Origin of the sequence: Lentzea fradiae (genome assembly GCF_900100955.1) — a bacterium.
GTDB classification, from domain to species: Bacteria; Actinomycetota; Actinomycetes; order Mycobacteriales; family Pseudonocardiaceae; genus Lentzea; species Lentzea fradiae.
In genome coordinates this window covers 250,461-270,927 of record NZ_FNCC01000003.1, presented here as the reverse complement: position 1 = coordinate 270,927, position 20,467 = coordinate 250,461, and the positions used below count along the sequence as shown (strand labels likewise).

Below are 20,467 nucleotides of genomic sequence, written 5' to 3'. Positions count from 1 at the left end.
GCGTGGGGACGCGAGTTGTGGGGGAGTGGCGCGGCCGGAGGTTCGGTGGGGAGGTTCGCCGAACGAGTGCGGCCTCGTCGGGCTCGGGCGAAGCGGCGGGTCGCAGACCTCCGTAAGGCCCGCGACCCGCGACGGGCCTAGACCGCGAACACCTGGGCGTCGTCCGCGAAAGCCTTGAACTCCAGCGCGTTGCCCGCCGGGTCGAGCAGGAACATCGTCCACTGCTCCCCGGCCTCGCCCTTGAACCGCACGTACGGCTCGATCACGAACCGCGTCCCGGCCTCGGTGAGCTTCGCCGCCAGCGCCTGGAACTCCTCGACCTCCAGAACCAGGCCGAAGTGGGGGACGGGCACGTCGTGGCCGTCGACGGGGTTGCTGACGCGCTCGGTCCTGCGGGGCGCGAGGTGGGTGACGAACTGGTGGCCGTGCAGGTTCCAGTCGATCCACGTGTCGGAGCTGCGGCCCTGTTCGAGTCCGAGGGTCTCGCCGTAGAAGCGGCGCGCGGCGTCCAGGTCGTCGACCGGCATGGCGAGGTGGAAGCGGGGGATGTTCGGCATGTAGGAATGTTAACATTGCTACAAGGGTCATGATTGTTAACATCGGCACATGACCGTGGGACCAGCGCGCCGCAGGGGGTTGAGCGCCGAGGTCGCCGACCTGATCCGGGAGGCGATCTTCGACGGGCGTTATCCGCCGGGGGCCGCGTTGCGGGAAGTGGAGCTGGCAGAGGCGCTCCAGGTGAGCAGGGGGCCGGTGCGCGAGGCGATCCGGGTGCTGGAGGTCGAAGGGCTCGTCCGGGCCGAGTGGCACCGCGGGGCGACTGTCGCGGCGTTGTCGGTGCAGGACGTGGCCGAGCTGGACAGCCTGCGCGGGGCGTTGGAGGCGCTGGCCGTGCGCCGGGTGGTGGACCACGCGTCGGACGAGGACCTCGGCCGGATCGAGAAGGCCGTGGACGCGATGGACCGGGCCACGACTCCGCACGAGATGGTGCGGTGCGACATCGCCTTCCACGACGCGGTGTACGCGGCCGCCGGACACTCGCGGCTCGTGCAGGCGTGGGAGGCGATCCGGTCGCAGGTGCACCTGTTCCTGATCACGCGGGTGAACGTCAGCAGCGTCGGCTACCTGGAGCAGATCCGGTCGGAGCACCGCGACCTGGCGGCGGCGCTGCGGCTGGGCAACGCGGACGGGGCGCTGGAACTGTTCGCGGAGCACCGCAGGCACGCCTTCGACGTGCTCACCTCGGGCAACTGAACGCTGAGCCGGAGGTTCTGCCCCGCCGCTCCCTTTCCACCCACCCGCGTGTCATCCGACCAGCGTCCCGACGCCTCTGCGTAACGCGGCTTTTGGTACGCGGGGACCCCGCGTACTCGTGGATGGTACGTAGGGCCCCCGCGTTCCCGGCGGGAAACACGAAAGAGCCTTGTGTGGGGCGCGGTTGTTGCGGACAGTGCTGATGAAGCACGCTGAGAAGCGGACTGCGGTCTCGGCGGGCTCACAGCCAGCCGTGCTCCTCGGCCAGCTGGAACGCCGCCGCCCGGTTCGCCACCCCGAGCTTCGCCACGGCGGCGGACAGGTGGTTGCGCACCGTCCCCGCGGACAGCGAGGTGCGGGCGGCGATCTCGGCGACGGGGGTGCCGAACTCGCTGAGCCGCAACACTTCCAGCTCCCGCTGCGTCAGCGGGCACGGGGGTGCGGCCAGTGCGTCGGCGGCGAGGGCGGGGTCGACCCAGCGGCCGCCGGAGTGGACGCGGCGGATCACGTCGGCGAGGGTGCCGCCGGGGGAACCCTTGGGCAGGAAGCCCTTCGCGCCCGCGTGCAGGGCCTGCTGCAGGTGCGGGGGACGGCCGCGGCCGGTCAGGATCACCACCGCGCACGCCGGGAGCACTCGTGCCAGTGACTCGGTGACCTCCAGGCCGTCGAGGGCGGGCATCTGGAGATCGACGACGGCCACGTCCGGGCGGTGTGCGCGGGCGGCTTCCACGGCGGCGCGGCCGTCGCCTGCCTTGGCGACGACCTCCAGGTCCGGTTCGAGGTCGAGCAGGGCGGCGAGGGCGTCGCGGATCAGCTCCTCGTCGTCGGCCAGCAGCACCCTGATCACGTGGGCACCGAGACCTGCAGCGTGAACACCTCGTCGGACTGCTCGGCCGTGACGGTGCCGCCGGGCAGCCGTTCGCCCATGCCCCTGATGCCGTTGCCCTCCACGAAGGGTTTTCCGGCGCCGTCGTTGGTCACGGTCATCCGCACCTCCTCGTCGGTCTCGGCGACGTCGATCATGCACCACGTCGCGTTGCTGTGGCGGAGGACGTTGGTGCACGCCTCCCGCAGCACCAGGGAGAGCCGGGCGGCGGTGGCCTCGCCGACCTCGACGGCGGACACCGTGCAGCGGATGCCCGCCTCGCGCAGGACGGTGCTGACGGCTTCCAGCTGCGAGGTGAGGTTGACGGCGCGGTAGCCGTGGACCGCGTCCCGCACCTCCTCCAACGCGGTGGACGCGAGCCGTTGCGCTTCGAACGCCGCCGCGGCTGCCCGGTCGGGGTCCGCCGGGGCGAGCCGTCCCGCCAGTTCCGCTTTCAGCGCGATGACGGTCAGGCGGTGGCCCAGGAGGTCGTGGACGTCGCGCGCGAACCGCAGGCGTTCCTCGCTCACGGCGAGCTCGGCCTGGGCCTCGCGGCCTGCCCGTGCCTGGGCGAGCAGGCCGGCGAACCAGGTCGGCAGCCCCGCCATCGCGACGATCGTCAGCCCGACGGCGAGTGCGATCAGCTGGTACCGCTGCGCATCCTTCGCCACGAAGGCCCCGACCACGCCGGACAGCACGACGGCGGCGATGCCGGCGAGCCAGCGCCACGCGCCGGTGAGCACGAGCGGGGCGAACCCGGCCGCGCCACCGCCGATCCAGGCCCACGTCGCGAGCTCGTCCGCTCCGGCGGGCGCCACGAGAGGGATGGAGACCAGCGTGGCGGCCACCAGCCACCGGACGTGCTCGCCGCGCAGCGTCACCGCGTAGGCGACGGCCAGCAGCAGGAGCCCGGCCACGCCGGACCAGCGCGCCAGCGACGGTTCGCGCAGCACCGCGACCAGCGGCACGGCGAGCGAGCTCACCCACAGCACGTGCAGGAAGCCGCGCAGCGCGGTGTGCGGAAGATCGTGCATCGCCATGAGCCTAGGACCACCGCAGCAGGACCGTGACGGCCACCACGAGGTCGAACACCCCGCACAGCTCGGACCACCAGCGAGGCACGACGGCGTCGCGGATGAAGTGCCACAGGTCCCACACGGCGTGCGCACCCCAGCCGAGCGCGATCAACACCACACCCATGTCCGGAGACGAGGCCAGCACGAGAGCGGCCAACGCCACGTAGCCGCCGAGCACCGCGAGCTGCAGACCGGGTGTGCGTCTTCCCCAGACCAGGTAAGCGGCTTGGCACAGCAGCAATGTCCACACGGGAGGGACGACCGGGGTGTGCCAGAAGTCGAGTGACACCGCCAAGGCGATCACCACCGGCCAGCGGTCGCCCAGCGCCCTGATCACCGGGTTCGCGCTGGGCGTCCCGTGCTCGTGCCGCCGGAAGACCACGACCGCGGCCATCGCGGGGAGCATCAGCAGGTGCCCGCCCATCTCGACCGCGTCGCCGTCGAGCGCGCCGAACCAGTACGGCACGAGCAGCACGAGGTACGGCACGGCCATCGCGGCGCACATCTCGGCGATCCGGCCGTGACCGCGATAGCTCATCCACAACGCCATCGGCACGGACATCGACACCGCCATCCACAGGACGGCGAGCTCGACCTGGTCAGGCCGCCACAGCGGGCCCAAAAGCACCATTCCGGCCAGCATCACGCCGAGCATCTCGGCACCGTGGCGCACCAGCGGCCAGATCGCGGGTGGAGAACTTGTCGTGGTCATGCACCGAGCGTCGCGCCGATGCGGGGCAGATCACATCGGCGCGATGTCACGAGTTTCCTGTGCGCAACGCCCAGGCGGACCGTGCTAGATGACGATCTCGGCCCAGATCGTCTTGCCGCCGGTGAACTCACGGGTGCCCCAGCAGCGGGAGAGCTGCGCGACCAGGATCAACCCCCGGCCGCGGGCGTCACCGAGGCGCGACTCGCCGAGGTGCGGCAGCTCCGCCGGGGTGTGGTCGTCGACCTCCACCCGGATGAAGTCGGTGTGCCGCTGCACGCGGACCGCGCGGGGGCCTTCCGCGTGCTCATACGCGTTGCTGGCGAGCTCCGTGCACACGAGGAGGACGTCCAGCCGGACGTCCTCGTGGAGGTCCTGCAGCAACGTCCCCACCCAAGCTCGCATCCCGGCCAGGTCGGGCTCGTGCTCCGGCAAGGTGTGCAGGGTCCTCGCGGAGGCGTTGAGCACCTCTGGCGTGTCCATCTCCACTCCCACCTCATCCGGTTTCAGGTCCTCCTGGCTGCTCAAGACGACCGTCAGAATGCGAGTTACCACTGCGCGTGGTAGCTGAAACGTGTGGACGGCTACGGCTTCAACCTCGCGCTGGTCGCGGTTCTGGTTCTGCTCAACGCGGCCTTCGCCGGCAGCGAGATGGCTCTGGTGTCGCTGAGGGAGGGGCAGCTGCGCTCGCTGGAACGCGAAGGACGGCATCGGCTCGTGCGGCTCGCACGGGATCCGAACAGGTATTTCGCGACGATCCAGATCGGCATCACGCTGTCCGGGTTCCTCGCGTCGGCGACGGCGGCGGTCTCGCTCGCCGAGCCGGTCGTGCCGCTGCTGAGCTTCCTCGGCGGTGCGGCGAACGGGGTGGCGATCGCGCTCGTCACGGTCCTGCTCACGTTCGTCACGCTGGTGTTCGGGGAACTGGCGCCCAAGCGCCTGGCGATGCAGTACGCGGTGCGCTGGTCGAAGATCATCGCCCGCCCGCTCGACTTCCTGTCGGTGGTGTCACGCCCGGTCGTGTGGCTGCTGAGCAAGTCCACCGACCTCGTCGTGCGGATCTTCGGCGGCAACCCCGACGTCGAGGAGGAGCAGATGTCGCCGGAGGAGCTGCGCGACCTCGTGGAGGTGCAGCAGCACCTGAACCAGGAACAGCGCACGATCATGACGGGCGCGCTGGAGATCCACGAACGCAAGCTGCGCGAGGTCCTGGTGCCGCGCCGCATGGTGACGGTGCTCGAATCAGGTTTGGACACCGCGGCGGCGCGGGAAATCTTGGCTACGTCAGGACATTCCCGAGCACCGGTGACGAGGGACGGTCATCTGGACGACGTGGTCGGCATCGTGCATCTGCGCGATCTGCTCGACGACGGCGTGGCACTGACGGCCGTGGCACGGCCGCCGATGGTGCTGCCGGACTCCGTTCGCGTCACCGACGCGTTACGGCGCATGAAGGCCGAGCACGAGCTGATGGCGCTCGTCGTGGACGAGCACGGCGCGGTCGGCGGGATCGTGACGCTGGAGGACCTCCTGGAGGAGATCGTCGGCGAGATCTACGACGAGACCGACTCGGACGTGGTCGCGGTGCGGGCCGAACCGGACGGCTCCGTGGAGCTCGACGGGACGTTCCCGGTGCACGACCTGCCGGATGTCGGTGTGGTGCTGGAGAACGCGCCACCCGGTCCGTACGCGACGATCGCGGGTCTCGTGCTCGTGCTCCTCGGCCGCATCCCGGAGGAACCCGGTGACGTGGTGGAGGTGTCGGGCTGGACCGCGGAGGTCCTGGCGGTGCAGCACCACGCCATCACGCGGGTGCGGCTGAAGCGCGCACAGCCGGGCGAAGAGACGGACGAGCAGATGGATGAGGTTGAGGTCACAGCGAAAACCGCGGAATGAACAGGGACTCTGAACCGTTACACCCAGTGCAGCCACTCGGGCTGCGTCTCCTGCCAACGGAATCGGGGGGATTTGTCATGCCCGCAGATCTGAAGAACCGCGCGTCCGGGCAGCAGGACGCGGACCTGGTCGGCCAGTACCTGCGCGACGTCGGCAGCACGCCGCTGCTGACCGCGTCCGAGGAGGTCGAGCTGTCACGGCGCATCGAGGCCGGTGTGTACGCCGCCCACCTCCTCAAGACCGGTGAGACGACGCATGACGCGCGTCTCCTGCGCCGGATCGCCAAGGAGGGCGAGAGGGCGAAGGACCACATGATCCGCGCGAACCTGCGCCTGGTCGTGTCGGTCGCGAAGAAGCACTCGTTCCGCGGCCTGCCGTTCCTGGACGTCGTCCAGGAGGGCAACCTCGGCCTGATCCGCGCGGTCGAGAAGTTCGACTACGCCAAGGGCTACAAGTTCTCCACCTACGCGATGTGGTGGATCCGCCAGGCGATCGAGCGGGGTCTCGCCGAGCAGACCCGCACGGTCCGCCTCCCGGTCCACGTCGTGGAGGAGGTCAACAAGCTGAAGAAGATCGGCCAGAAGCTCTCCGCCGGGTTCGGTCGCGAGGCGACGGTCGAGGAGATCGCCGCCGAGGCCAAGTGCTCGCCGGAGCGGGTGCGCGACCTGCGTGACGCCGCGCGGTCGTGCGTGTCGCTGGAGTCACCGGTGGGCGACGAGGGCGACTCGGTGCTGGGCGACCTGATCCAGGACACCGACGGCGTGTCGGCTCCGGACGTGGTCGAGCGCCGGGAGTTCGCCGACGGCGTGCGGTCGCTGCTGGAGGTCCTGCCCGAACGGCAGGTGCGGATCATGCGGCTGCGGTTCGGCCTGGAGGACGGGCGCGAGCGCACCCTCCAGGAGGTCGCGGAGGAGCTCGGCCTGACCCGTGAGCGGATCCGCCAGCTGGAGAAGCAGTCGCTGGCCGTGCTCAAGCAGGCCGGTCGGCCGGAGGAGCTCTTCGCGCTCGCCGGCTGACAATCCGTACGAAAGTCGCTTGTTCGAGGCGTTGTCCCAACTAAAGACTCATCCCGGTCCGAACACGGACTGAAGCTGTTTCGCAACCGCGCGTGAATGCATCTGGAGCCGTCGAGGGCCGGCTCGCGTCCACGCGCGGTGCCCTGCGGATGAGGAGCAGTGATGAGACAACGCACCCTGCGCGCGCTCGGTGTGGCGGTGGTCGCCGTCGCCGGAACCGTGGTAGCGCTCCCACAGGCTGTGGCGGCACAGCCGGAAGGTCCGATCGTCGCGGAGAGCGCGCCGAACGCGGTCCAGGACAGCTACATCGTGGTGCTGAAGGACGACGCCGTGCCGCGTTCGGAGGTCGGTGGCCGCGCCGGCGACCTCGCGACCCGCTACGGCGGCCGGATCGGGTTCACCTACCGGTCGGCGTTCAAGGGCTTCTCGGCCACCATGTCGAAGCAGCAGGCCAAGCGCCTCGCGGCCGACCCGGCGGTGGCCTACGTGGAGCAGGACAGGACCGTGCAGGTCCTGACCGACCAGCTGAACCCGCCGTCGTGGGGCATCGACCGGATCGACCAGGCCGACCTGCCGCTCGACAGCCGGTACAGCTACGGCACGGACGCCTCGAACGTCACGGCGTACGTGATCGACACCGGCATCAACTACGACCACGCCGACTTCGGCGGGCGCGCCACGTTCGGTTTCGACGCGTTCACCGACGGCCGCAACGGCAAGGACTGCCAGGGCCACGGCACGCACGTCGCCGGCACGGTCGGCGGTGCCACGTTCGGCGTGGCGAAGAACGTGAAGCTCAAGGCCGTGCGCGTGCTCAACTGCCTCGGCGGCGGTTCGGTCGCGACCGAGGCGGCGGGCGTCGACTGGGTCACCGGGAACGCCGTCCTGCCCGCGGTCGCGAACATGAGCCTCTACACCGGAACCGCGAACGAGCCGAGCCGCGTGCTCGACGACGCCGTCCGCGCCTCGATCGCCCGTGGCGTCACGTACGTCGTGGCGGCGGGCAACTTCAACGACGACTCCTGCAAGTACTCGCCGCAGCGCGTCACCGAGACGATCAACGTCATGGCGACGTCCCGCACCGACGCCCGCGCGTCGTTCTCCAGCTACGGCACGTGCAGCGACCTGTTCGCCCCCGGCCAGGACATCGTGTCGGCGTCCTACAGCAACAACACCGGCTCCGCCACGATGAGCGGCACGTCGATGGCCTCGCCGCACGTCGCGGGCGCGGCGGCGCTGTACCTCGCGGACAACCCCGCCAAGACCCCGGCCGAGGTGCACGCGGCGATCCTCGCCCAGGCCACCCCGAACAAGGTCACCAACCCCGGCTCCAACTCGGCGAACCTGCTGCTGCGCACGAACACCGGCGGCGTGCCGGGCGTCTCGGTCACCAGCCCCGGCAACCAGACGACCGCGTTGAACGGCACGGTGAGCCTGCAACTGACCGCCTCGGGCGGCACCGCGCCGTACACGTGGTCGGCGACCGGCCTGCCGGCCGGGCTGTCGATCTCCTCGTCCGGCCTGGTCTCCGGCACGGCGACCGCCGCGGGCACCTACACCGTGACCGCCACGGCCACCGCGGCGGCGGGCGGTTCGGGCAGCACCACGTTCACGTGGGCGGTCGGGTCGGCCGCCTGCGCCACGCAGACCAACGGCACCGACGTGACCATCCCGGACAACACGACCGTGACCAGCACGATCACGGTCGCCGGCTGCACCGGCACCGCCTCGGCGAGCAGCAAGGTCGAGGTGCACATCAAGCACACCTACCGCGGTGACCTCGTCGTCGACCTGGTCGCACCGGACGGTTCGGTCTACAACCTGCACAACCGCTCCGGCGGTAGCGCGGACAACATCGACCAGACCTACACCGTGAACCTGTCGTCGGAGACGCGCAACGGCACCTGGACGCTCCGGGTCCGTGACGCGGCGACGTTCGACAACGGCTCCATCGACTCGTGGAGCCTGACGCTCTGATCCGCTGAGCCAACGCGTGGCGGGTGTTCTCCGGAACGCCCGCCACGTCTGCGTTTCCGAGGAAAATCGGTGGCTCGGCGCCGTCGTGCGCCGCTACCGTCCGGCGGAACCGAGTCGTCGAGGCTAGGACGGGCCGTTGTACCTCGCGTGAGACCTCCCCAGAGCTGATTTCCAGCGCGCCGCACCGCGTCGCGCTTGTTCATGCTGCGGACTTCTCACCAAGATCGGTGTGCAACTGTGCCCTTCACCTGGTTCGTCGTGCCCACACGCCTTCCTCTCGTTCGCCGCCGCTGTCACGTGTGCGGCTCGGAACGCTTCCGCGCCAACGGCAAGTTCCGCGTCAACGCCAACCACAAAGTTCTCGACGCGTGGCTCCTCGTGCTCTGCACGGGCTGTGAGGACACCGTCAAGCTCACCGTGCTGGACCGCGTCACCGTGCGCTCCGTCCGGCCCGAGCTGCTGGATCGCCTGCACCACAACGACATCCGTCTCGCCGGTGAGTTGCTCCAGGACACCGTCCTGCAACGGCGCAACCGCGTCCGTCTCGACTGGGACGGTGCCTGGCGGCTCGACACCGGCGGCTCCGGGCACCTGGACCGCGAGATCGCCGACGTCGAGGTGCGGTTCCGCGCGAAGATCCCGGTCCGTCCGGTGCGGCTGGTCGCGGAGGGCTTCGGCCTGTCCGCGGCGGCGGCCGGGCGGCTGCTCGACGAGGGTTCCCTGGTGTCGGCGGTGCGGCTGACCGGCAGGGTCGCCCGCGACTTCGCGTTCACCCTGAAGCGGGATGGCACCATGTCGGGGTGAACGTTCCGGCCGTCCTGCGCACCCTCGCCCGGTTGAGCGCGGCCGAGCAGCCGCGGAAGGTCCAGCTCGACCTCGGCAAGGCGGCGGGTCTGCTGTGGCTCGGCGACCACGAGGCGGGCTGGGCGACGGTCGCGGGGGAGGACGGCGACGGTCCTCCCGCCTGGCGCGTGCCGAAGCAGGCCCGCGACCTGGCCGCCCGCCTGGTGGCCTACGACGCGCTGCACCAGGAGGAGCGCCGGCTGCGGATGGGCTGGGCGTTCCTCACCGGACCGGCGGAGGTCAACGGACAGCGACGGCGCGTGTGCCTTCCGTTGATCTCCCGGCCGGTGCGGATGTCCCTCGGCCTCCGGTCGGTCTGCACGTTCGCCCCCGCCGGGGACGCGAGCCTGTTCCCGCTGGTCGAGGACTGGACGAAGGTCGCGGACCAGGAGGCTGCGCTCGCGCCGACCGAGGAGTGGGTCGCCACGACGCTGCGGCTCGCCGGGTTCGGGGACGTGCCGGTCGTGCACGACGACCCGGCGAAGCTGGTCTCCGGCCGGGAACTGGTCGTGGCGATGGGCGCCGGGGTGCACGCGGGCGAGGCCGCGGTGACGACCGAGCACGGCGCGACGCTGTACGAGTGGGCGTCGACGCGCGGGGTCGAGGACACCGCGTTCGCCGCCCTGTACGGGCCCGCCGAGCCACCGGCCGCGGACCGCGGGGAGCGGATCAGCTCCGTGCTGCCGTTGAGCCACAGCCAGGAACGCGCGGTCGAGCACGCCCGCCGGGCCCGGATCACCGTCGTGGGCGGGCCGCCCGGCTCCGGCAAGACGCACACGCTCGCGGCGCTGGCGCTCGACGCCGTGGCGGCGGGCAAGTCCGTGCTGCTCGCCAGCCGCACCCGCAACGCCGCCGACGTGCTCGGCGAGGCCCTGCGCGCGGCGGGCGGGCCGATGCCGGTGCTGTTCGGCGACTCGGAGCTGCGGCTGAAGATCGCCACGGAGCTGAGCGACGGCTTCGACGCCGCGCGCACGCCGGTCCGGTCACCGGAGCTGGGGAAGGCGCGTTCGGCGGCCGAGGCGGACGTCGACAGGATCGAACGCGCGGTCGCGCAGGCCCTGCACGACGAGGAACTGGCCGCGCGGGCACGCAAGCAGCACGCGCTGATGGCCGGACATCGCGCGGTCGCGCCCAAGGCGTTCGAGGCGGGCGTGGATTTCGGCCGTCTGAAAGGACTTCTGGAGCCCCGGACCGGGTTCTTGAGTGGGCTGCGCACGTCCAGGGCCGTGCAGAAGGCACGCAAAGCCGTTGGTGCGAAACAGGTTTCGCCGGACGACCTCAGCGCGGCGATCGAGGCGGCGGAGCAGACGGCCGCCGCGGTCCGGCTGGCGGCCGCGGGCGGCACCACGTTCGGCGAGCTGCGGTCGTTGCTGGTGGAACGGGACGCCGCCGTCCGCGCGGCCACGTCCGCCTGGCTCGCCGAGCTCGTGGCGGGCAGGAGGGGCGAGGCCGAGCGCCGGGCGGTGGCGGCGCTCGCGGCGGCGCTGCGGTCGGGCCGGTCGGTCCGGCGGCGCGCGCTCACCAGGATCGACAGCGGGGACCTGCTGAAGGCGCTGCCGCTGTGGGTGGGGACGCTGTCGGAGGTCGAGGAGATCCTGCCGCCGGTGCCCGGCGCGTTCGACCTGGTGATCATCGACGAGGCGAGCCACGTGGACCAGCCGCTCGCCGCGCCCGCGCTGCTGCGCGGCCGGTCCGCGGTGATCGGCGGCGACCCGAGGCAGCTGCGGCACGTGTCGTTCGTGAGCGACGAGGCCGTGCGGGCCGCGGTCGACGCCGAGGGCACCGGGGAGCTGGCCGACCGGCTGCACGTGCCGAAGGTCAGCCTGTTCGACGCGGCCGCCGCCGTCGCGGACGTGCACTGGCTCGACGAGCACCACCGCTGCGCGCCGCACCTGATCGGGTTCGCCGCGTCCCGGTTCTACGACGGCAGGATGGAGCTGCTCACCACCCACCCGGCCGTCGCGGACGTCGACCGCATCGACACCGAGCTGGTCGAGGGCACCCGCGGCCGCAAGGGCGTCAACGAGTCCGAAGTGGACGCCGTGCTGACCCACGTCCGCAAACGGGTCGCGGCGGGCGTCCGGTCGATCGGCGTGGTGACACCGTTCCGCGCGCAGGCCGACGCGCTGGAGGCGGTGCTGCTGGAGGAGCTGACGCTCGACGAGATCACCTCGGGCGGTGTCCGCGTCGGCACGGTGCACGGGGTGCAGGGCGGCGAGTTCGACGAGGTCGTGATCAGCTTCGCCGCGGACGCCAGGCCCGGCTCGTGGCGGTTCGTCAACGACCCGAACCTGCTCGCGGTGCTGACGACCCGCGCCCGCCACCGCGTCCACGTGGTCACCTCGTCACCGCGCCCGCCCGGCCTGGCCGGCGAGTACCTGCGGCACGCCGCCGAGCCGCCGGCGGTGACCGAGGGCGCCGCGCCGTCCGACGAGTGGACCGCCGGCCTGGCACGGGAGCTGCGGGCCGCCGGTCTCACCGTCCGCACCGGCTACCCGGTGGGACGCTGGCGGGTCGACCTCGTCGTGGGGGAGGGGGACGAGGCCGTCGCACTGGAGACGCGCCCGCACCCCGGCGGGGCACGGGCGCACCTGACCCGCTGGCGTGCGCTCGCCCACGCCGGGTGGCGCGTCCACGACGCGTTCGGCAGCCGGTTCGGTCACGACCCGGCGCGGGCGGCGCTGGTGCTGGCTCAGGAGCCGGCCGTCACCTCCGGCCCGGCGTGGCGGGCTTGAACAGCGGCTCCGCGGCCGCGGTGGTGGGCAGGAACGGGTTCGGGTTCGCCGGGCACACCGTGCCGGCGGGCGGCAGCGTGCCGTGGAGCAGGTACGCGTTGGTGTGCTCGGTCGCGCATTGGCTCACCGCGTACGCCGTGTGGCCCCAGCCCGCGTAGGCGAGCAGCCTGCTGCCCGCCAGCTGACGGTGCACTGCCTGCGCGCCGCGGAAGTCCGTGACGCCGTCGAAGTGGTTGCCCACCACCAGGACCGGGGCGCTGGTGCGGGTGTGCCACGGGCCGGTGTAGCGGTCGGCGTTGACAGGCCAGTCCGCGCACGCCGCGTTCGCCCACCACCACGCGGGGCCGAACTCCGAACCGGCCTCCGCGTACCGCGAGATCGACCGGTAGGCGCCGAGCGTGCTCGGGTACTCGATGTCCGCGCACGCGTTGCCGTTGTAGGAGTCGAACCCGTTGGGGTAGTCCGGCTCGGCGGAGGTGGCCGACAGGCTCGCGGTGCCGGTGGACGCGTCGGAGAGCTGGTCGAACAGCTCGGCGGTGGACGGCCAGTCGTCCGGCGAGTACATGGCGCCGAGGGCGATGCCGACGACCGTGTCGTAGGTGAACACCTCGTCACCGAGCTGGATCGGCTTGGCGCGCACCGACTTCAGCAACGCGTTCCAGCGCTGTTCCGGCTTCGGGCCGAACACGCACCCGGCCTCGTCGCAGGTGCGCAGGAACTCGCGGAACTCCTCCTTGGTCGCGATGCGGTCCGACTCGACCTGGCGGCCGCTCGACCACAGCTCCGGGTTGAGCACGCCGTCGACGACGAGCGCCCTGATGTTGCCGGGGAACAGGTTCGCGTAGGTGGCGCCGAGGAACGAGCCGTAGGAGAAGCCGAGGTAGGTGAGCTTGCGGTCGCCGACGGCGCGGCGCAGCAGGTCGAGGTCGCGGGCGACGTCCGCGGTGCTCATGTGCCGGGCGATGAGCTGGTCGTCGCGGCACTCGGGGCCGAGCGAGCGGTACCGGTCGTAGAACGGCTTCTCCTGCGCCGCCTGGTACGGGAAGCCGGGCACGCCCTCGAAGAACTCGTCGAGCTCGTCCTCGCTGGAGAAGCAGTGCAACGGGTCGGACCGGCCGACGCCGCGCGGGTCGAACCCGACGACGTCGAAGCGGCCCTGGAGGTTCGCCGAGAGCCGGTCGCCCGCGGACCACGCGAAGCCGACGCCCGAGCCGCCGGGGCCGCCGGGGTTGAGGAACAGCGACCCGATGCGGCGGGCCTTGTCCGTGGCGGGCTTGCGGGTCAGCGCGATCGTCGTGGTGGCACCGTGCGGGTGGTCGTAGTCGAGCGGTACCCGCACCGTGGCGCAGTCGAAGCCGGGGTGTTCGGGTCCGCAGGCGGTCCAGTCGATCCGGGGGACCGCGGGACCCCCTGACGCCTGCACGGCGGGCGTTCCGGTGATCATGAGTGCGGCCGCGGCGGCCAGCACGGTGATGCGCATGGACAAGTCCCCTCCTCATCCGCAGAGGGGGCTCTTCCTACCGGCTCGCGCGGGGCGCGGTCGACCGCCGAAAGTCGGCGAGCGCGTGCTGAGACGACTCAGTCCGGCGGCTGCTGTTTCTGGCGGACTCCCAGGCTGTCGGCGATCTGGTCGTGGATGGGGGTGCCCATCGCGGTCGGACCGGCCGGCGGGGTCTGCGGTGTCGGTGCCGCTGTGTCCTGCTTCTCAGGCATGCGAGGAGCGTAGGGATGTTGGACCAGTTCCTAACGTCGAGATCACCGATTCACACTGGCCATACCCCAAGTAGTGAATCGAGCCCGGTGAACCTGTACCGAGCGTGTTGCTCCATCGGTGCTATGTGACTGGTGTGGGTGTGCCCGATCGGGTTACCCCGGAGTGCTCGGCAACGACCAATCCCATCCGCCGGACGTACGGTTTGCGTGATCTCGCGGCGATGCTGAACCATCGGGTGGTACCGCAGCCGAACCGGGGAGTGCAGAGATGGTCAGCGGCAAGGCGGGCGTCGCCAAGCGGCAGCTCCTGCTCCTCACCGGCAGGGCGCACCCGGAGCTGGCGGAGGCGGTGGCGGGCCACCTCGGCGTCTCGATCACCCCGCAGTCCGCCTACGACTTCGCCAACGGCGAGACGTTCGTGCGGTTCGAGGAGTCCGTGCGCGGCGCGGACGCGTTCGTCGTGCAGAGCCACTGCGCGCCCATCAACGACTGGCTGATGGAACAGCTGCTCATGGTCGACGCGTTGAAACGCGCCTCGGCCAAGCGCATCACCGCCGTCATGCCGTCGTACCCGTACTCGCGCCAGGACCGCAAGTACGCGGGCCGCGAACCGGTGTCGGCCCGGCTGGTCGCGGACATGTTCAAGACCGCGGGCGCCGACCGCATCGTCACCGTCGACCTGCACACGGCGCAGGAGCAGGGCTTCTTCGACGGCCCGGTGGACCACCTGCACGCCATGTGGCTGCTCGCCGGCCACGTCCGGGCCCGCTACCAGAGCGAGGACCTCACGATCGTCTCCCCGGACGCGGGCCGCACCCGCCTCGCGGAGAAGTGGGCGGACCTGCTCGGCGGCTGCCCGATCGCGTTCATCCACAAGACGCGCGACCCGGAACGCCCCAACGAGGTCATGGCCAACCGCGTGGTCGGCGACGTCGCGGGCCGCACGTGCGTCGTGGTCGACGACATGATCGACACGGCGCTGACCAGCACCGGCGCGGCCCGGCAGCTGCTGGAGCAGGGCGCGAGGGACGTCGTGCTCGTGGCCACGCACGGCGTGCTGTCCGGCGAAGCCCACGAACGGCTGGTCGCGAGCAAGGCCCGCGAGGTGATCCTCACCGACACCCTGCCGATCCCGCACGAGCGCCGGTTCCCGGGGCTGACGGTGCTGAGCATCGCGCCGCTGCTGGCACGGGCGATCCGGGAGATCTTCGAGGACGGCTCGGTGACGAGCCTGTTCGACGGCGACGCCTGACGGCTTCCCCCACCGGCACGGGAAGCGTGCGAGCGGGTTCCGTGCTAGGGGCGACGAGCAGCGTGGCCGGGTCCCGGTGGAGACCTCGGCGAAGCGGGTCCGCGCGTACTTCGGGGGCGAGCTTGAGCGACCTCCGGTTCGATCTGCTCAGGCCGTCCGCGAGCAGGACCCCACTGCCCCTGCGAGGGCACGGCGGAACACTGGTCGGCGGGAAGCGGTACGAGGACCTGGTGCGGGGGTACCGGTCACCGCTGCCGGAGAGCCGAAAATCGCTGGCCTCGCCTGTTTCCTCAGTGAGAAGGTCGACCTCTTCGTCGACGGCGAGCTCCGGGAGAGGCCACGAACGGCCTGGTCGTGGGCGATGTAGTTCACACTCTGCAAACTTGCAGAGACTGCAAAAAAGTCCGTACCGTAGTGACGTGAACCAGCCTGTGGAGACCCTGCGCGACCGCAAGAAGCGCCGCACACGTGCGGCGCTCGAGCGGGCGGCACTGCGGTTGTCCGCGGAGAAGGGCTACGACCACGTCACGGTGGAGGAGATCGCCGCGGAGGCCGACGTCTCGGTGCGCACCTTCTTCAACTACTTCGCGAGCAAGGACGAGGCGGTGATCGGCGTCGACCCCGAGACGGGGCCCCGTGTCGTCGCCCGCATCTTCGCCGCGCCGGAGGACGCCTCACCGTTCGAGGCGTACCGGCAGGCGGTGCTCGCCGAGATCACCGACGACCTGGAGAACGCCCGCGAACTGTGGCTGTTGCGCAAGGACGTCCTCACCCAGCGGCCCGACCTGCTGGTCAGGATGTTCACCTCCAACGCGGAGTCCGAGCAGCTGCTCGCCGACGCGGTGGCACGGCGGGCGGGGCTGCCCGAGAGCCACCTCTACCCGCGGCTGCTGGTCGCCGCGGGGGGCACGGCGTTCCGCTGCGCGGTCGCGCGGTGGGCCTTCGACGACACCGTCGCGCTGGGCGACGTCGTCGGCGCGGCACTCGACATGTTCGCCACCGGGCTGGCTCACGTGCCGCCGCACCAGACTGAAGGGGGAGCCTCATGAGCACCGAAGCGGAAGCATCACCGGCCCACAGCAGACGTGACGTCATCCAGGCCCTGTCGGGCCTCATGATGGGCATGTTCGTGTCCATCCTCGCGAGCACCATCGTGTCGAACGCGCTGCCGCGCATCGTCGCCGACCTCAAGGGCTCGCAGTCGATCTTCGCCTGGATCGTCACGGTGGAGCTGCTCGCCATGACGGCCACCGTGCCGCTGTGGGGCAAGCTCGCCGACCTCTACAGCCGCAAGCTGCTGATCCAGGCGTCACTCGGCCTGTTCGTCCTCGGCTCGCTCATCGCGGGCTTCTCGGTGAACGTCGAGATGCTCATCGTCAGCCGCGTCGTGCAGGGCCTGGGCGCCGGTGGCGTCACGGCGCTCGCCACGATCGTGATGGCCGCGATGATCCCGCCGCGCGAGCTCGGCAAGTACGCGGGCCTGTTCGGCGCCGTGTTCGGCGTCGGCACCGTCGCGGGCCCGCTGATCGGCGGCCTGCTGGTCGACACGTCGTGGCTGGGCTGGCGCTGGTGCTTCTTCATCGGCGTCCCGTTCACCCTCGCCGCCATCTACCTGCTGCAGCGCACGCTGAACCTGCCGGTGGTGCGCAAGGAGAACACGAAGATCGACTACCTGGGCGCGTTCCTCATCGTGTCCGGTGTGTCGACGCTGCTGATCTGGTCGTCGCTCGCGGGCCAGAAGTTCGAGTGGTGGTCGGGCTGGACCGCCGGCCTGGTGTCGCTCGGCGTGCTGCTGCTCGTCGCCGCGGTGCGGGTCGAGGCGACCGCGCACGACCCGATCGTGCCGCTGTCGATCTTCCGCAACCGCACGGTGTCGCTCGCGACCGTCGCCAGCGCCCTGGTCGGTGTCGCGATGTTCGGTGGCACGGTGTTCCTGTCGCAGTACTTCCAGCTGGCGCTCGGCAAGACGCCGACCCAGGCCGGTCTGATGAGCCTGCCGCTGATCTTCGGCCTGCTGGTGTCCTCGACCGTGGCCGGCGCGCTGATCACGAAGTACGGCAAGTGGAAGGCGTTCCTGGTCGCGGGCGGCATCATCATGGTCGCCGGTCTGCTGCTGCTGTCCATGCTGACGGCGGAGACCACGGTGTTCATGGTGAGCGTCTACATGGTCGTGCTCGGCGTCGGTGTCGGTCTGCTGATGCAGAACCTGGTGCTGGCGGCGCAGAACGACGTGCCGGCGAAGGACCTGGGCGCGACGACGTCGACGCTGACGTTCTTCCGCTCGCTCGGTGGCGCGGTCGGCGTCTCGGCGCTGGGCGCGGTGCTCGCGAACAAGGTGTCGTCGCTCGCGGAGGAGAAGTTCGGCCCGATGGCCGGTGCCGTCGGCGGCGAGCAGGTGCCGGACCTCTCGGTGCTGCCTCCCGAGGTCAAGGCCGTCATCGCCGACATCTACGCGACGGCGACCGCGGAGATCTTCCTGATCGGCACGCCGTTCGCGGTCCTGGCGCTGATCGCGGTGGTCTTCATCAAGGAGAAGCCGCTCAAGGAGCAGAGCGGCGACGACCGGCTGGCCGCCGAGATGGCCGCGGGTCACTGACCGATCGCACGGCGGACGGGCCCCTGACGCAAGTCAGGGGCCCGTTCCGCGTTCCCGACGCATGCACTTCCAGAACTGCTGTCCGTAACGCCCCGCCCCGTTCACAACTCTCTTTCGTGTTTCCCTTGCCGCACGCGGGGTCCCTTCGTCCTATCAGGGCGTACGCGGCGCCCCCGCGTACTAAAGCCACGTCACGCGGAGGAGGCGGGATCACTGGGGCGGCTGACGCACGGGCGGGTGGGTAGCGGTGGGATCGAAGCGCTGGCGGAGTGCTCAGAAGGGGAAGTGGGCGTGCTCGCTCGCGATCGTCACCCAGCGGGTCGCGGAGAACGCCTCGACGCCCCACCGGCCGCCGAACCGGCCGTAGCCGCTCGCCTTCACGCCGCCGAACGGCGCCTGCGGCTCGTCGTCCACTGTCTGGTTGCCGACGTGCACGATGCCGGTCCGGATGCGCCGCGCCAGGCCCAGGCCGCGCCGCGAGTCCTCGGTGATGATGCCCGCGGTGAGACCGTGCTCGGTGTCGTTCGCGATGGCCACGGCTTCGTCGTCGTCCGCGACGGGAACGACCACGACGGCCGGTCCGAAGATCTCCTCCCGGAAGATCCGCATCTCGGGCGTGACGTTGTCGAGGACTGTCGCGCCGCCGTCACCACCGGTGCGGACGCGGGCACCGTTCTCGACCGCGTCGGCGACGAGAGCGGCGACGCGCTCGGCGGACCGCTCGTTGATCACGGGGCCGATGACGGTGCCGGGGTCGGCCGGGTCGCCGTGGGGGAGCGAGCCGGCCTTGGCGGCGAGCTTCGCGGTGAACTCCTCGGCGACCGACCGGTGCACGAGGACGCGGTCGGCCGACATGCAGATCTGGCCCGCGTTGTGGAAGGCGCTGAACGTGGCCGCGTCCACCGCGTGGTCCAGGTCGGCGTCGTCGAGGACCAGCAGCGAGTTCTTGCCGCCGAGCTCCAGCAGCGCGGGCTTGAGGTGCCGGGCGGCGAGCGTGCCGACGATCCGTCCGACCTCGGTGGAGCCGGTGAAGTTCACCGCGCGCACCCGCGGGTCCGCGATCAGGGCGTCCGCGACCGCGGCGGCGTCCTCCGGCGCGTTGGTGACGACGTTGACCACGCCCGCCGGGAGCCCCGCCTCGTGCAGCACCTCGGCGATCAGCAGCCCGGCCGCGATCGGCGCGTCCTCACTGGGTTTGAGCACGACGGTGTTCCCGGCAGCGAGGGGTGCGGCGACTGCCCGCGTGCTGAGAATGACCGGCGCGTTCCACGGCGCGAACGCCGCGACGACGCCGAGGGGTTCCCTCAGAGCTAGCGACAGCTGTCCCGGCGTGTCGGTGGTGAGCACCTCACCGACGGGCTGGGTGACCGCCGCGGCGGCCTCGCGCAGCATGTTGGCCGCCAGCATCACGTTGAACCCGGCCCAGCCGCCGACACCGCCGACCTCGCTCGCGATGAGCGCCACGACGTCGGGCGTCCTGGCCTCCAGCGCGTCGGCGGCCTTGAGCAGGATCTTGCGCCGCGCGGACGGTGCGGTGGCGGCCCAGGCCGGGAACGCCTCCTGCGCCGCGCCGACGGCCCTGGCCACGTCCGCGGGCCCGGCCGCGGCGACCACGGCGTGGACCGCGCCCGTGTAGGGGTTGAGATCGTCGGTGGTGCGGCCGTCGAGCGCGGGAACGCTCTCGCCGCCAATGAACAATTCTCGCGTTTCGCTGGCCACGGTGGACGATTCAACAGGTGGTGACGTGGTTCACCCAAGACCTTCTTCCGATGGCCGGAAACCGGGTTCCAGCGAGCGGCCGATCCCGCGCGCCGCCACCTGCAACGCCGCGACCAGCCGGGCCCGGACGGTCCGCAGGTCCGGCACCACGATCCCGAGCGCCGCGACCACCTTCCCGTCCACCTCGACCGGCACCGCGACGCTGCACGCGCCGAGCGTCATCTCCTCGAACGTCTGCGCGTAGCCGTCACGCCGGATGCGTTGCAGCTGCGCCCGCATCCGCCCCGGTTCGGTCACCGTGTACGCCGTCAGGCGCGTCAAGCCGTGCACGAGCACCTCCTCCTGCACCTCCGCGGGCGCGTGCGCGAGCAGCACCTTCCCGACGCCCGTCGAGTGCAACGGCAACCGGCCGCCCGTGGCGCTCACGATCGGCACCGACGCGTGCCCCGACACCCGGTCCAGGTAGAGCGCCTCGGTGCCCTCCCGCACGGCCAGGTGCACCACCGCCCGCGTCGCCGCGTGCAGGTCGTGCAGGAACGGCTCCGCGACCCGGCTCAGGTCGACCTCGCCCGCCGCCAGCAGCCCGAGCCGCCAGAGCCGCGTGCCGATCACGTACTCGCCGCTCTCCAGCCGCCGCACCGCGCCCCACGCCTCCAGCTCGGCCAGCAGCCGGTGCGTCGTGCTGACCGGCAGGCCGCTGCGCCGCGCCATGCCGCTCAGCGTCTGCCGGCGGTGGCGGGCGTCGAAGGTGCCGAGCAGGGACAGCAGCTTGGCGGACACGGAGGCGGCCATCCGCGAATTCTGCCCTCGGGCGAC

General features: G+C 71.2%; 18 protein-coding genes. 9 read left to right on the top strand and 9 right to left on the bottom strand.

Annotated elements, in window-relative coordinates; translation table 11 throughout:
• Window positions 1-137: 137 nt before the first annotated feature.
• A complete protein-coding gene (locus BLT23_RS08480) occupies window positions 138-557 on the bottom strand; it encodes a VOC family protein (protein WP_090047295.1) in 420 nt (139 codons plus the stop codon).
• Between the two features lie 49 nt (window positions 558-606).
• Here BLT23_RS08480 and BLT23_RS08475 point away from each other — a divergent pair, with 49 nt between their 5' ends.
• On the top strand, window positions 607-1,254 hold the full coding sequence (locus BLT23_RS08475; RefSeq protein ID WP_090047292.1) for a GntR family transcriptional regulator: 648 nt from the start codon (window positions 607-609) through the stop codon (window positions 1,252-1,254).
• Window positions 1,255-1,495: 241 nt separating this feature from the next.
• Here the strand turns inward: BLT23_RS08475 and BLT23_RS08470 are convergent, their stop codons facing one another.
• From BLT23_RS08470 to BLT23_RS08455, 4 genes are all read right to left on the bottom strand, one after another.
• Entirely contained in the window at window positions 1,496-2,101 is a 606-nt protein-coding gene (locus BLT23_RS08470) for a response regulator transcription factor (RefSeq protein WP_090047290.1), read from the bottom strand.
• On the bottom strand, window positions 2,098-3,153 hold the full coding sequence (locus tag BLT23_RS08465) for a sensor histidine kinase (RefSeq protein WP_218133675.1): 1,056 nt from the start codon (window positions 3,151-3,153) through the stop codon (window positions 2,098-2,100). The genes BLT23_RS08470 and BLT23_RS08465 overlap by 4 nt, the downstream gene beginning before the upstream one ends.
• 10 nt (window positions 3,154-3,163) lie before the next feature.
• A complete protein-coding gene (locus BLT23_RS08460) occupies window positions 3,164-3,907 on the bottom strand; it encodes a DUF2339 domain-containing protein (protein WP_090047288.1) in 744 nt (247 codons plus the stop codon).
• Between the two features lie 84 nt (window positions 3,908-3,991).
• Complete coding sequence (locus BLT23_RS08455; protein ID WP_143035863.1) at window positions 3,992-4,387, bottom strand: ATP-binding protein; 396 nt, start codon at window positions 4,385-4,387, stop codon at window positions 3,992-3,994.
• Window positions 4,388-4,480: 93 nt separating this feature from the next.
• Between BLT23_RS08455 and BLT23_RS08450 the strand changes: the two genes are divergently transcribed.
• The 5 genes from BLT23_RS08450 to BLT23_RS08430 all read left to right on the top strand — a co-directional run bounded on the left by BLT23_RS08450 (window position 4,481) and on the right by BLT23_RS08430 (window position 12,371).
• Window positions 4,481-5,800 (top strand): hemolysin family protein, encoded by a 1,320-nt coding sequence (locus tag BLT23_RS08450; RefSeq protein ID WP_090047284.1) that lies wholly within the window; start codon window positions 4,481-4,483, stop codon window positions 5,798-5,800.
• Between the two features lie 77 nt (window positions 5,801-5,877).
• Window positions 5,878-6,816 (top strand): sigma-70 family RNA polymerase sigma factor, encoded by a 939-nt coding sequence (locus BLT23_RS08445; protein ID WP_090047281.1) that lies wholly within the window; start codon window positions 5,878-5,880, stop codon window positions 6,814-6,816.
• 162 nt (window positions 6,817-6,978) lie between these two features.
• The gene (locus BLT23_RS08440) at window positions 6,979-8,793 is read left to right on the top strand and encodes a S8 family peptidase (protein ID WP_090047279.1); all 1,815 of its coding nucleotides are present in this window, start codon (window positions 6,979-6,981) and stop codon (window positions 8,791-8,793) included.
• A gap of 258 nt (window positions 8,794-9,051) precedes the next feature.
• Entirely contained in the window at window positions 9,052-9,597 is a 546-nt protein-coding gene (locus BLT23_RS08435) for a DUF1062 domain-containing protein (protein WP_090047814.1), read from the top strand.
• On the top strand, window positions 9,594-12,371 hold the full coding sequence (locus BLT23_RS08430; RefSeq protein WP_090047277.1) for an AAA domain-containing protein: 2,778 nt from the start codon (window positions 9,594-9,596) through the stop codon (window positions 12,369-12,371). The genes BLT23_RS08435 and BLT23_RS08430 overlap by 4 nt, the downstream gene beginning before the upstream one ends.
• On the opposite strand, the gene BLT23_RS08425 is transcribed toward BLT23_RS08430, so the two are convergent.
• On the bottom strand, window positions 12,343-13,851 hold the full coding sequence (locus tag BLT23_RS08425) for an alpha/beta fold hydrolase (protein WP_090047275.1): 1,509 nt from the start codon (window positions 13,849-13,851) through the stop codon (window positions 12,343-12,345). The genes BLT23_RS08430 and BLT23_RS08425 overlap by 29 nt on opposite strands.
• A gap of 98 nt (window positions 13,852-13,949) precedes the next feature.
• Window positions 13,950-14,084 (bottom strand): hypothetical protein, encoded by a 135-nt coding sequence (locus tag BLT23_RS42010; RefSeq protein ID WP_281248825.1) that lies wholly within the window; start codon window positions 14,082-14,084, stop codon window positions 13,950-13,952.
• A gap of 268 nt (window positions 14,085-14,352) precedes the next feature.
• On the opposite strand from BLT23_RS42010, the gene BLT23_RS08420 reads away from it, so the two are divergent.
• From BLT23_RS08420 to BLT23_RS08410, 3 genes are all read left to right on the top strand, one after another.
• Window positions 14,353-15,336 carry a ribose-phosphate diphosphokinase gene (locus BLT23_RS08420; RefSeq protein ID WP_090047273.1) on the top strand — a complete coding sequence of 328 codons (984 nt, stop codon included), beginning with the start codon at window positions 14,353-14,355 and terminating at the stop codon, window positions 15,334-15,336.
• Between the two features lie 419 nt (window positions 15,337-15,755).
• Complete coding sequence (locus BLT23_RS08415) at window positions 15,756-16,385, top strand: TetR/AcrR family transcriptional regulator (RefSeq protein ID WP_176946655.1); 630 nt, start codon at window positions 15,756-15,758, stop codon at window positions 16,383-16,385.
• Window positions 16,382-17,932: an MDR family MFS transporter gene (locus BLT23_RS08410; RefSeq protein ID WP_090047269.1), complete on the top strand. Its 1,551-nt coding sequence runs from the start codon at window positions 16,382-16,384 to the stop codon at window positions 17,930-17,932. Before BLT23_RS08415 ends, BLT23_RS08410 begins: the two co-directional genes overlap by 4 nt.
• Before the next feature lie 273 nt (window positions 17,933-18,205).
• Here BLT23_RS08410 and BLT23_RS08405 read toward each other — a convergent pair whose 3' ends face one another.
• Both BLT23_RS08405 and BLT23_RS08400 read right to left on the bottom strand, forming a co-directional pair.
• Window positions 18,206-19,651, bottom strand: coding sequence for an aldehyde dehydrogenase family protein (locus BLT23_RS08405; protein ID WP_090047267.1), 1,446 nt, complete (start codon window positions 19,649-19,651; stop codon window positions 18,206-18,208).
• 30 nt (window positions 19,652-19,681) lie between these two features.
• Window positions 19,682-20,443, bottom strand: a complete 762-nt coding sequence (locus tag BLT23_RS08400; protein ID WP_090047265.1) for an IclR family transcriptional regulator — start codon at window positions 20,441-20,443, stop codon at window positions 19,682-19,684.
• Window positions 20,444-20,467: the final 24 nt, after the last annotated feature.

Excerpts from the sequence above, each read along its gene's own strand:
- BLT23_RS08410 (WP_090047269.1), top strand. The coding sequence starts at position 16,382 with ATGAGCACCGAAGCGGAAGCATCACCGGCCCACAGCAGACGTGACGTC.
- BLT23_RS08440 (WP_090047279.1), top strand. The coding sequence starts at position 6,979 with ATGAGACAACGCACCCTGCGCGCGCTCGGTGTGGCGGTGGTCGCCGTC.
- BLT23_RS42010 (WP_281248825.1), bottom strand. The coding sequence starts at position 14,084 with ATGCCTGAGAAGCAGGACACAGCGGCACCGACACCGCAGACCCCGCCG.
- BLT23_RS08425 (WP_090047275.1), bottom strand. The coding sequence starts at position 13,851 with ATGCGCATCACCGTGCTGGCCGCCGCGGCCGCACTCATGATCACCGGA.
- BLT23_RS08475 (WP_090047292.1), top strand. The coding sequence starts at position 607 with ATGACCGTGGGACCAGCGCGCCGCAGGGGGTTGAGCGCCGAGGTCGCC.
- BLT23_RS08455 (WP_143035863.1), bottom strand. The coding sequence starts at position 4,387 with ATGGACACGCCAGAGGTGCTCAACGCCTCCGCGAGGACCCTGCACACC.
- BLT23_RS08445 (WP_090047281.1), top strand. The coding sequence starts at position 5,878 with ATGCCCGCAGATCTGAAGAACCGCGCGTCCGGGCAGCAGGACGCGGAC.
- BLT23_RS08420 (WP_090047273.1), top strand. The coding sequence starts at position 14,353 with ATGGTCAGCGGCAAGGCGGGCGTCGCCAAGCGGCAGCTCCTGCTCCTC.
- BLT23_RS08465 (WP_218133675.1), bottom strand. The coding sequence starts at position 3,153 with ATGCACGATCTTCCGCACACCGCGCTGCGCGGCTTCCTGCACGTGCTG.
- BLT23_RS08480 (WP_090047295.1), bottom strand. The coding sequence starts at position 557 with ATGCCGAACATCCCCCGCTTCCACCTCGCCATGCCGGTCGACGACCTG.
- BLT23_RS08400 (WP_090047265.1), bottom strand. The coding sequence starts at position 20,443 with ATGGCCGCCTCCGTGTCCGCCAAGCTGCTGTCCCTGCTCGGCACCTTC.
- BLT23_RS08460 (WP_090047288.1), bottom strand. The coding sequence starts at position 3,907 with ATGACCACGACAAGTTCTCCACCCGCGATCTGGCCGCTGGTGCGCCAC.